The sequence below is a fragment of the Salegentibacter tibetensis genome, assembly GCF_020164485.1.
Classification (GTDB): domain Bacteria; phylum Bacteroidota; class Bacteroidia; order Flavobacteriales; family Flavobacteriaceae; genus Salegentibacter; species Salegentibacter tibetensis.
Genome location: NZ_JAIQZA010000097.1, coordinates 1 through 749, shown reverse-complemented (window position 1 = coordinate 749; position 749 = coordinate 1). Strand labels below are relative to the sequence as shown.

Here is a 749-nt window from a genome sequence, read left to right as displayed (position 1 = left end):
CTGAGACCTGCGGTAAAAAAATTACCTAGCGTAGGATTTTGACGTAATTTTAATGGTAAATATAATGAACCACGAGTTAACCGATATAAGTATAGTGTTTCATACCTGTTGCTGAGTATGGTTTTGGAAAATATTGTTAGCGATGCTGGTGCTCAATTTACTTGATGCCCGAATGGTAGTCTTGCAAGCTGAAAGATTTTCCAACTGTGGTTTTTAAAATTATTCGCCATGAAAAAAATTAGAGTACATGCAGCGGGTATTGATATAGGTGCCCGCAAAATTTTTGTTGGACTGGAAGGTAAGGAGGTGAAAAGCTTCGACACCTTTACAGAGGATTTAGAAAGTGCAGCATCCTACTTACTGGAAAACAAGGTAGATACCGTTGCTATGGAAACAACGGGTGTTTATTGGATAATCCTGTATGATATCCTTCAGGCTCGAGGCTTTGATGTATGGCTGGTAGATGGGAGAAGCACCAAACAAGTACCAGGCAGAAAAACTGATGTAAAGGATTGTCAGTGGATACAGCAACTGCATAGTTATGGGTTATTAAACAGGTGTTTTGTAGCAGAGGACCTGATTCAGGAACTACGGAGTTATCAACGCCTAAGAGAAGATCATATCCGTAGCGCTGCCATGCATGTCAATCACATGCAAAAAGCCCTTACGATGATGAATATACGTTTAAAAGAAGTTTTGAGCCAGGTGCACGGAGCAAGCGGTTTGAAGATCATCAGGGCTATTTTAGC

Annotated in this window: 1 protein-coding gene; it reads left to right on the top strand. The window is 40.6% G+C overall.

Annotated features, from left to right (window positions below; genetic code table 11):
* Positions 1-228: 228 nt before the first annotated feature.
* On the top strand, positions 229-749 hold a 521-nt coding region (locus LB467_RS18660), incomplete at its 3' end, for an IS110 family transposase (protein WP_224475660.1).